General features: G+C 76.1%; 9 protein-coding genes. 4 read left to right on the top strand and 5 right to left on the bottom strand.

The features are described 5' to 3' along the window. Window positions 1-217: 217 nt before the first annotated feature. Window positions 218-643: a hypothetical protein gene (locus DMH12_RS34830; RefSeq protein ID WP_125495328.1), complete on the bottom strand. Its 426-nt coding sequence runs from the start codon at window positions 641-643 to the stop codon at window positions 218-220. A 67-nt stretch (window positions 644-710) separates the two neighbouring features. On the opposite strand from DMH12_RS34830, the gene DMH12_RS34825 reads away from it, so the two are divergent. Together DMH12_RS34825 and DMH12_RS34820 are read left to right on the top strand one after the other, a co-directional pair. Then, entirely contained in the window at window positions 711-1,949 is a 1,239-nt protein-coding gene (locus DMH12_RS34825) for a PP2C family protein-serine/threonine phosphatase (RefSeq protein ID WP_185832727.1), read from the top strand. Window positions 1,950-2,013: 64 nt separating this feature from the next. Continuing rightward, window positions 2,014-3,111, top strand: coding sequence for a hypothetical protein (locus DMH12_RS34820; protein ID WP_125495326.1), 1,098 nt, complete (start codon window positions 2,014-2,016; stop codon window positions 3,109-3,111). A 124-nt stretch (window positions 3,112-3,235) separates the two neighbouring features. Here the strand turns inward: DMH12_RS34820 and DMH12_RS34815 are convergent, their stop codons facing one another. Beyond that, window positions 3,236-3,412, bottom strand: a complete 177-nt coding sequence (locus DMH12_RS34815; RefSeq protein WP_125495325.1) for a hypothetical protein — start codon at window positions 3,410-3,412, stop codon at window positions 3,236-3,238. A 113-nt stretch (window positions 3,413-3,525) separates the two neighbouring features. Here DMH12_RS34815 and DMH12_RS34810 point away from each other — a divergent pair, with 113 nt between their 5' ends. Together DMH12_RS34810 and DMH12_RS34805 are read left to right on the top strand one after the other, a co-directional pair. After that, a complete protein-coding gene (locus DMH12_RS34810; RefSeq protein ID WP_125495324.1) occupies window positions 3,526-4,875 on the top strand; it encodes a helix-turn-helix transcriptional regulator in 1,350 nt (449 codons plus the stop codon). An 85-nt stretch (window positions 4,876-4,960) separates the two neighbouring features. Then, window positions 4,961-5,695, top strand: a complete 735-nt coding sequence (locus DMH12_RS34805; RefSeq protein WP_399189897.1) for a GAF and ANTAR domain-containing protein — start codon at window positions 4,961-4,963, stop codon at window positions 5,693-5,695. 162 nt (window positions 5,696-5,857) lie between these two features. Here DMH12_RS34805 and DMH12_RS34800 read toward each other — a convergent pair whose 3' ends face one another. The 3 genes from DMH12_RS34800 to DMH12_RS34790 all read right to left on the bottom strand — a co-directional run bounded on the left by DMH12_RS34800 (window position 5,858) and on the right by DMH12_RS34790 (window position 9,457). Further along, entirely contained in the window at window positions 5,858-6,625 is a 768-nt protein-coding gene (locus DMH12_RS34800; RefSeq protein ID WP_125495322.1) for a hypothetical protein, read from the bottom strand. A gap of 129 nt (window positions 6,626-6,754) precedes the next feature. Continuing rightward, a complete protein-coding gene (locus DMH12_RS34795) occupies window positions 6,755-8,425 on the bottom strand; it encodes a glycoside hydrolase family 13 protein (protein ID WP_125495321.1) in 1,671 nt (556 codons plus the stop codon). Window positions 8,426-8,515: 90 nt separating this feature from the next. Further along, window positions 8,516-9,457, bottom strand: coding sequence for a nucleoside hydrolase (locus DMH12_RS34790; protein ID WP_125495329.1), 942 nt, complete (start codon window positions 9,455-9,457; stop codon window positions 8,516-8,518). Window positions 9,458-9,524: the final 67 nt, after the last annotated feature.

The following is a 9,524-nucleotide window of genomic DNA, read 5'->3' as shown; positions in this document are numbered from 1 at the left end:
GCACGTCCGGGTCGTCGGCGAGCGGCGCCATGGCCGCGACGTACCGCCCGGTGTCGGCCAGTCCGTACACGACCCAGCCCGCCAGCGTGCCGCACGGTGCGAGCAGGCAGGCGAGCGAGATCAGTACGGCCGACAGGCCGCTCCTCAGTCGCGGGGCCACCCTCCCAGGCAAGCCCGTGCGGCCACCCGCGGCGACCGGGGTGACTGCATATGGCCCCTAGCCACGCGCCGCCCGCGCCTCCTCGGCGTCCTGGTGGGTGTAGTAGCGGTAGAACAGCGACGCCGTCACCGCCACCGCCAGCAGCAGGGACACCAGGATGGACGTGAACATGGCCACGCCGCTGCCGGAGTACAGGAACCCCAGCGCGCTGCCCGCGAACGCGCCCCACAGCACCGCGTGCCCCTCCCGCGGCAGCCGCGCCGCCACCGCGCGGACCGTGACGAAGAGCACGAAGAACATGAGGACGCTCAGAAAGCCGACGAGCAGGTTCCAGCCGGTGATGGGCCCGCCGTGGCGGCGGACGGACGCGACCCAGTAGCCGTAGACCAGGCCGATCGCCAGCGGCATCGCCCATTTCGCCAGCAGGTGGGTCCGCGCGCCGAAGACGTCGGGCGGCGTGTGTGTCGGTGCCGCGTGAGCCATGGGAGCACTCCTCTCGCCTCGCCCCGACTTCCAGGGCACACCTGGGCGGGCCGGGCGGCAAGTCAGGATGCGGGGCGCCGCGGGGCGTGCTTCGCTTGGCGCTGTGAGGGGTCGCGTGCGCAGGCCGGTGCGTGGCCGGTGGAAGTGGGGACGGCTGGTCCAGGCGGCCGGCCGCGGTGACGCCGTGTCCCGGCACGAACTGCTCAGCGTGCGCGGGCACAGCGTCGCCTGGCTGATCCCGGCGGTGCTGCTCACCGGGATCGCCCTGTCCGACCTCACCACCGACGTGTTCCAGATCATCTCCTGGACCGTCCTCGTCCCCGGTGTCGCCGCCGCGATCTGCGGGGTGCGGGCCACGGCCGTGTTCTCGTTGCTGGCGGTGGTCGTCTACCTCCTCGCCGACATGGTCTGGAGGCACCGGGAGGAGACCGGGCTGTCCGGCCTGATGCTCGTCGCCATCGGCGGCGTGGTCGCGGTGGTGGTGGCCGCGGTCCGGGTCGGCGGCGAGCAGCGCATGCTGCACATGCGGGACATCGCGGAGACGACGCGCCGCACCGTGCTGCGCCCGCTCCCGCTGGATTTCGGCGGCCTGGAGCACGCCGCCGTCTACCTCGCCGCGGACAGCGAGGCCCGCGTCGGCGGCGACTTCTACGACATCCAGCCCGGGCCGCACGGCACCCGCGTCCTCCTCGGCGACGTGCAGGGCAAGGGCCTGGGCGCGGTGGACGCGGCCGCCGCCCTGCTCGGCACCTTCCGGGACGCCGCGTACCACGAGCCGGACCTCGCCGTGGTCGCCCGGCATCTGGAGATCCGCATGCTGCGCCACCGCGCGCACACGGCGGCCCTCGGCCGAGCCGACGGCGACCGGTTCGCCACGGCCGTGCTGGTGAACTTCCGCCTCGACCTGCCCGACGCCGTGGAGATCGTCGTCTTCGGCCACGAGCCGCCCCTGGCCGTCGGCCCCGGCGGGGTACGCGCCCTTCCGGTCCTCAGCGGCCTGCCCCTGGGCATGAGCGATCTCATCCCCCGCCCCCTGGTGTCGGTGAGCCACGCGGCGCTCGCCGACGACGAGGCGCTGCTCCTGGTCACCGACGGAGTCACCGAGGCCCGCGATCCCCAGGGGCGGTTCTTCCCGCACGGCGAGGCGGTCGCCCGCGCCGTCGCCGCCGACGCCGCGAACGCCGCGCCGCAGCGGCTGGTGTCCCTCGTACGGGACGGCACCCTGCGGCACTGCCGGGGGCGGCTGGCCGACGACACCACGGTCTTCGCGGTCCGGCGGGTCGGGCGGCCCCCGAAGTGGCCCTGAGCGCCCCGCTTTGCGGTCGCAGCGGTTACGGTGCTGCCGTACGTGATCGACAGGGGGAGGGGACATGCCCGGAACCGTGCTGCTGCTCGCGGCGTCGCCGGTGGGCAGGGGATGCCTGGTGGACGCCGCCTCCGTGCTCCCCGTCCTCGCGGCCGTGCCGCCCGCCGTGCTGTCCGGGACCGACACGGCGAACGTCGTCGAACTCGCCGACCCGCTGGAGCCGCAGGCCGTGCTCACCCGGCTGCGCGCCGCGGCGGCGGCCCCGGGGCCGCTGACCGTCTACGTCGTCGGGCAGCTCCAGCTGGACCGGCGCCAGCGCCTGCCGCACCTGGCCCTGGCCCGCACCACCCCGGCCACCGTCCGCTACACGGCCCTGCCCTGGCACTGGATCCGCGAGGAGCTGCGGCTGCGGCCGAGCGGTGCGACGACGCTGCTGCTCGACCTGCACGCCGACCACGAGACCTGGCAGTGGCTGGGGGCGAAGGCACCGACGCCGCTGAACGCGCTGGACTGCGGGCGCAACAACGCCGTCTACGGTCGCGTCGCGCCGCCGCCCGCGCGGCGGACGCTGGCCGCCCCCTCGTACATGCGGGCCCTCGCCACGATCCTGCGCAGCGGGCACCGGCCGCCCCTCGACGCGTTGCACCAGCAGGCGCTGGCCCGCACGGCGGCCGAGGCGGCGGGCAGCGGCACCGCGGTCGGCGCGGACCTGGTGCTGTCGGGGCCGGGGCCGGCCGCGGGCGACCCGCACGCCGTCATCGCCGCCGCCGTGCAGGCCGGCCGGCACCCGGACGCGGACGCCCTCGCCGCCCGGCACGAGGGGGCCGCCGCGCACGCGTACGGGCCCGCCTCCGAGGAGGCACTGCACTGGACGGAGGTCCGGGCCGACCTGGCGATGTTCGCGGGCGACCCGGTGCGCAGCTGCCGGGCCTGGCTGACGGTGGCGGAGGCCCGCCTCGGCGCCGGCCAGCCCCCGCAGTCACCCGCCGTGGAGGCGGCCGTCGACCGGGCCCACCACCAGTGGGGCCGGGTGCGCGACACCGTTCCGGCCCGGGAACTGGGCGCGGCCCTCGCCGCGCTGCGCGGCCGCGTACCGGGGCGCCGCGAGGGCGCCCTGGACCATGTGCGGCGGGAGCTGAGCCGGTTGCAGACCCAGGGCTGAGCGGTGCGGCACCTAGTGGGCGCGTCCGGCTCCGGCCCGGGTGCGGCGGCTCGTCCTCCAGGACGCCGTCGGTCCGCGGCCCCGGGGGCGGTGTGCGACGCCTTCGGTGTTGCCCGGACGTCCCTCAGCGGTCCACGGACGCCACGTCCGCCGCCTTCGGGGCGGTCTCCCCGGCGGGGACCGGGGAGCCGGCCGTGGACGTCGGGCCGGCGTTCGCGGCCAGCAGGAGGCAGGCCACGGCGGCGAGGGCGGCGGCGACGGCTCTGGCGTAGCGTTCGGCGGTGCGGGTGGGTGCGGGCACGGCGTCCTCTGCGGGATCCGGGGATTGCGTCAAACGTTGTTAAGCACGCTTAATACGCGGTTTAACCTAGAGCCGTCCGAGTCGAACGGCAAGAGCCTCAAGGGGAGTTGGCAGTGGGGGACCGTGACGGCCGAGAGGCCATCGGACGCCGGGTGCAACGGCTGCGGGCCGAGCGCGGGATGACCCAGCGCCAGCTCGCGGAACCGGCGTACACACCCGCCTACATCTCCACCCTGGAGGCCGGTCGCGTCCGCCCCTCCGACGACGCGCTGCGGCACCTCGCCGAGCGGCTGGGCGTCGGCTACGAGGAGCTGGCCACCGGGCGTCCGGCGCGGCTCGCCACCGAACTGCGGCTCAGGCTGACCGAGGCGCAGCGCACCCTCGCCACCGAGGGCGCGGAACAGGCCGCCGGGCAGTACACCGCGCTGCTCGCCGAGGCCGAGGCGCACGAGCTGCCCGAGGAACGCGCCGCCGCGCTGCTCGGGCTCGGCGAGTGCGCCCTGGAGACCGGGGAACTGGCGGCCGGCCGACAGTACTTCGAACGCGCCGAGCGGTGCCTCGCCGACGCCGGCGCCCCGCTGCCCGGCCGGGTGCCCGCCCTGCGCGGACGTGCCGTCGCGCACTACCTCGCCGGTGAACTGCGGTACGCCGTCTACCTCCTGGAATCCACCCTCGACGAGCTGAACCGCGGCGGGCTGCACGACCCCGACGCGCTGCTGCTGCTCTACGCCAGCGCGATCGGCCCGTACATGGACATGGGCGCCCACGCGCGCGCCGCCCAGGCCGCCGAACTGGCGCTCTCCCTCGCCCCCAGCGCCGGCGACCCCGCGCTGGTCGCCCGGATGCACCGCTCGGTCGCCCGCACCCTGCTCGCCGAGGGCCGCCTGGCCGAGGCGGACGCGTCGCTCGCCAAGGCCGCCGAGCTGTACCGCACGCTGCACCTGCGCACCGAGCTGGCCAACTGCCACTGGATGCGCGGGTACGTCTACGCCCAGAACGGTGAACTCCCCCGCGCCGAGGCGGAGATGCGGGAGGCGCTGAGCATGCTCTCCGTCACCCGTGCGGCCCTCTACAGCAGCCAGGTCGCCGTCGAGCTGGCCGACGTACTGCACCGGCGCGGCAAGTCCGAGGAGGCCGCCGAACTGCTGCACGGGGTGCTGGACGACCTCTCCTCCGAGCGCGGGGCCGTGCACTCCGCGGGCGCGCACCGGCTGCTCGGCATCATCGCCGAGGACGCCCGGGACACCGAGGCCGCGGAGGAGCACTACGTCCGCGCGCTGAGCCTGCTGGAGCGGGCGGGCGCGGCCGGCGACCTGGCCGACCTGTGCCGGCTCCTCGGCGACCTGCTGCGCCGCACCGGCCGCGTGGAGGCGGCCCTCGACGCGTACCGCACCGGCCTGGGCCACCGCACCGCGCCGGGCACGACGACGCTGGGTCCGGCACCGGCGCAGCCGCCGCTGTAGCCCGGCTCGTCACGTCCCGCCGGTTTCCGCCGGTCGGGCAGGGGTAGTCGCCCCTCGGCCGCCGGGTGGGAAGGAGGCGGTGCGCGTGCCGCCCAGTGACGAGCCCCGCGGGCTCCCGGACGGCGGCTCCCGGGCCGCCGAGCTGATCGCCGCCGAGGTGCGCGGCGCGGCGCCGGACGAGGTGCCCGAGCGGATGTGCGCGGCCGCCGTACGCCTGCTGCCGGTGACCGGGGCGAGCGCGTCGCTGCGCGGCGAGGGCGTGCCGGTGCGGCTGTGTGCGAGCGGGGCCCGGGCGTCGTACCTGGCGGAGATCCAGGCCACGCTGGGCACCGGACCCTGTGTGACGGCCGTCGAGGAGGGCGCGCCGGTGCTCGCCTGCGACCTGACGTCCGCCGCGGACGCCGGGCGGTGGCCGTTCTTCGCCCAGCAGGCCACGGCGGTCGGTGTCCGCGCGGTCTACGCGCTGCCGCTGGGCACCGACGAGGTGTGCCTGGGCACCCTCGACCTCTACCGCGACACCCCCGGTGGTCTGAGCGCGCCGCAGCTGCGCACGGCACGGCTGGTGGCCGGGGTCATCACGGTGGCCCTGATGGCCCTGCCGCGCCGGCAGGACGCCTGGCTGGACGAGGTGGCCGGCGACCACGACGAGGTCTACCGGGCCGTCGGCATGATCATGGCCCAGCTGCGCATCGGCGCCGACGAGGCCCTGGCCCGGCTGCGCGCCGACGCCTTCGCCCGCGACCGCACGGTCCAAGCCGTGGCGCGCGAGGTCCTGACCCACCGCAGACACTTCGGACACGACGCGGACCCCGGCCCGTAGACCCGCGCCCGCCCCTGCCGCGGCTCGTGCCGGGCGCTGCGCGCCCGGGCCGCCCGGGCCGCCCGGGTGGCGTCGGCAGTCGGCCGCAGCCCGTCGAGTACCGCCCGACCACCGCGACCGCCGGCCCCGGACGGGGGCCCGGTCGTCCCGCCGCGGCCCGCCCTACACCTGCGCCCGCCCCTGCCGCCGGACCTCCGTCAGGCGCTGGGCGCCCGTTTCGGTGGCCGTCCACGCGGGGTCGTCGGACGGTTCGGTGAGGGTGCCGATGGTCAGGCTGGCGGCGTCGTCGCCGACGCGGACGGCGACGAGGTCCACGGTGAGGACGGACTCCCCGGCGTTCAGCGTGACCCGGACACCCTGGCGGGCCTCGCCCGCCTCCGGCAGCGGCACGGCGGTGACCCGGACGTCGCGGGAGGGGCCGTGGGCGGCGTGGGACGTGAAGTGTCCGCAGGTGTCCGGCAGGGTGGCGAGCCAGGTCAGTGTCCGGTCGAGGTCGGCGGCGCGGTGCGAGGTGACCCGGTAGTGCAGCTGGGCGCCGCCGTCCGTGTCGTCCAGGGCGGCCGTGGCGCGCGGCGCGGTGTCGGTGCCGAAGAGGTCCTCGGTGTACAGGACGTCCAGCAGGCGACGGCAGTCCGGCCGCTCGGCCGTGGCCTTGAGCAGCTCGTCCCGCCAGGTCGCGGCGCCCCGCGTCGGCTCCCACGCCTCCCCGAGGTCGTCCTCGGTGATCAGGGCCGCCCGCGCCTGGCCCTCGGTGAGCACGGGCGGCACGGCGGCCGGTGCCGGCGCGGCCGGGGACCGCGGGGCCGTCGGTGCGGGCGTGGCGGGGTGCTCGGCCGTCCGCCCGCCACCGGCACAGGCGGCCGCCGTGAGCGCCAGGACCGCCGACAGCAGGGCGGCGAGCCGGGGACGGGCGGCGGGGGCGTGCTGCATCGGTGCCTCCTGGAGGGCCGGTGCGGCCGGCGCCGCTCCGGGCCCGGCCGCACCCTCCAGGCCACCACCGTCCCCGCCCCGCCACCAGCGCGCGCGGCCGTCCGGGTGAGGGGCGGGGCGGGGGCGCGGTTACCGGCCCAGCCAGACCGTCGTGTCCGGGCCCAGGCGGTCGGCGTCCAGCGGGCTGCTGCTCAGCAGTACCTCGCCGGCCGGGAGGTCGACCGTGGCACCGGTGAGGTTGGTGACACAGCGCCAGCGGTCCGTGCGGTCGAACTGCAGGACCCCGGCCGGCACGTCGTCGGACCAGGTCAGCGACTCGCCGTCGAGCAGCTTGCGGCGCAGGCGCAGCGCCGTGCGGTACAGCTCCAGGGTCGAGTCCGCCACCCCGTCCTGGGCCTGGACGGAGTACGCCGAGAAGACCGGCGGCTGCGGCAGCCACGCCGCGCCCGCGCCGAAGCCGTACGACGGCCCCTCCGTCGTCCACGGCAGCGGCACCCGGCATCCGTCGCGGCCCTTGCGGACGTGTCCGGTCTGCTCCCAGATCGGGTCCTGGAGGACCTCGGTGGGCAGGTCGGCCACCTCGGGCAGCCCCAGTTCCTCGCCCTGGTAGACGTACGCCGAACCGGGCAGCGCCAGCATCAACAGCGTCGCCGCGCGGGCCCGCCGCAGTCCGGCCGCCTGGTCCACGGCCGGGGCGTGGCCGCCGGACAGCAGCCAGGCGTCGGTGTCGGTGCCCGGCGGCAGCACCAGGCGGGTGGCGTGCCGGACCACGTCGTGGTTGGAGAGCACCCAGGTCGCCGAGGCACCGGCGGCGTGCGCGTCGGCCAGCGAGCCGGTGATGATCGCGCGCAGCTCCGCCGCGTCCCAGCCGCCCTGGAGGTACTCGAAGTTGAAGGCCTGGCCCAGTTCGTCCGGGCGGGCGTACAGCGCGCGCCGGGCGCCCGGGACCCACGCCTCGGCCACCGCCATGCGGGGCGGGGTGTAGGTGTCGAAGATCTTGCGCCAGTCGCGGTAGACCTCGTGCACGTCGTCGCGGTCGTAGAACGGGTGGGTGCCCGGAGCGAACTCCGCGAGCGCCGCCTCGCCGCTCAGCTCGGGGGAGCCGAGGTCCCGCAGCGGCTCGGCCAGGTCCTTGACCAGGGCGTGCGCGACGTCGACGCGGAAGCCGTCGACGCCCCGGTCCGACCAGAACTTCAGCGTGGTGCGGAAGTCGGCGCGGACCTGCTCGTTCTCCCAGTTCAGGTCGGGCTGTTCGGGGGTGAACAGGTGCAGGTACCACTGCCCGTCCGGCACCCGTTTCCAGGCGCTGCCGCCGAAGACCGACTGCCAGTCGGTGGGCGGAAGTTCGCCCTGCGTGCCGCGGCCGTCGCGGAAGACGTAGCGGTCGCGGGCCGCGGAGCCGGGGCCCGCCTCCAGGGCCTCCAGGAACCACGCGTGGCGGTGCGAGGAGTGGTTGGGGACCAGGTCGACGATCACCTTGAGGCCCAGCCGGTGCGCCTCGGCGGCCATCGCGTCGAAGTCGTCCAGGGTGCCCAGGCGCGGGTCGACGTCGCGGTAGTCGTCGACGTCGTAGCCGCCGTCGGCGAGTTCGGAGGGGTAGAACGGGCTGAGCCACAGCGCGTCGACGCCCAGGGTGGCCAGGTGGGTCAGGCGCTGGGTGATGCCGCGCAGGTCACCGAGCCCGTCGCCGTCGGCGTCGGCGAAACTGCGGGGGTAGACCTGGTAGATGACGGCCTGCCGCCACCAGTTGGGGTCCTTGGACGACAGGTCGGGCTTGGCGGCGGTGCTGCGTACGGTCACGCGGTCTCCTTCGCGAGCGTGCGGGCGACACGAACAGATCTGTCCACATCACCCGAAAAGCGAACCCGCGTGCCCGCGACGCGCCGAGGGCTACGGAGTCCGGCCCTCGACCGCCGAGAGATACAGCTCCACGTAGCGGTCCACGTCCACGTCCAGGGCCACGTCCACCAGGGGCTGCTCCCGGGTCCCGTCGTGGAGTTCGGACTCGCCGGGGCGGACGCGGCGGTCGACGACGGTCTGCCCGCGGGCCGGGCCGGGGGCCAGGGAGACCTCGACGGGCAGCCGGTGCGTGGTCAGGCCCGCCGGGTCGAGCACCGCGCAGACCGCGCCCGCGTCGCCGAGGCCGCCGCCGGGGTCCGACTCGTCGGTGGCGGGGCCGCGGTGCGCGAGCAGCTCACCGGCGAGCCGGGTGCCGGGCTCGTCGCTCGCGCGCAGGCGGCGCACGTCCGGGCCCGGGACGATCACCCGCTGGAAGACGTCGAGGCCGTACATCGTGATCGGCACCCCGGCGCCGAGCAGGATCGCGGCGGCCTCCGGGTCGTGCCAGACGTTGAACTCGGCGACCGGTGTCGCGTTCCCGGTGGTCACCGCGCCGCCCATGAAGACGATCCGCTCGATGTTCCCGGTGACCTCCGGGTGGGTGCGCAGCAGCAGCGCGATGTTGGTCGCCGGTGCGGTGGGGATCAGGGTGACCGGGCGCGGGGAGGCGAGGATCTCCCGGCGCAGCAGGGTCACCGCGTCCACGTCGGCGGCGGTGCGGGTGGGCGCGGGCAGTCCGAGGTCGCCCATGCCGTCGTGGCCGTGCACGTGCCGGGCGGTGCGTACGCCCTCGATCAGCGGGCGCTCGGCGCCCCGGGCGACGGGGATGTCGGGAGCGCCGGCCTGCTCCAGCACGGTCAGGGTGTTCCGCACGACGCCCGCCACGTCGGTGTTCCCGGCAACGCAGGTGACCGCGCGCAGGTCGAGTCCGGGGTGGCGGGGGGCGCCGGCCTGCTCCGACCCGGTAGGGGTGTCCGCCCCACGCCCCGCCACGTCGGTGTTCCCGGCAACGCAGGTGACCGCGCGCAGGTCGAGTCCGGGGTGGCGGACCGCCAGCAGC

This window comes from Streptomyces sp. WAC 04229 (assembly GCF_003947455.1).
Taxonomy (GTDB): domain Bacteria; phylum Actinomycetota; class Actinomycetes; order Streptomycetales; family Streptomycetaceae; genus Streptomyces.
The sequence above is the reverse complement of the archived record's forward strand: the minus strand, read 5'-3'. Positions and strand labels throughout refer to the sequence as shown.

Coding starts and splice junctions, on each gene's coding strand:
- DMH12_RS34820 (WP_125495326.1), top strand. CDS start 2,014: ATGCCCGGAACCGTGCTGCTGCTCGCGGCGTCGCCGGTGGGCAGGGGA.
- DMH12_RS34800 (WP_125495322.1), bottom strand. CDS start 6,625: ATGCAGCACGCCCCCGCCGCCCGTCCCCGGCTCGCCGCCCTGCTGTCG.
- DMH12_RS34830 (WP_125495328.1), bottom strand. CDS start 643: ATGGCTCACGCGGCACCGACACACACGCCGCCCGACGTCTTCGGCGCG.
- DMH12_RS34825 (WP_185832727.1), top strand. CDS start 711: ATGCGGGGCGCCGCGGGGCGTGCTTCGCTTGGCGCTGTGAGGGGTCGC.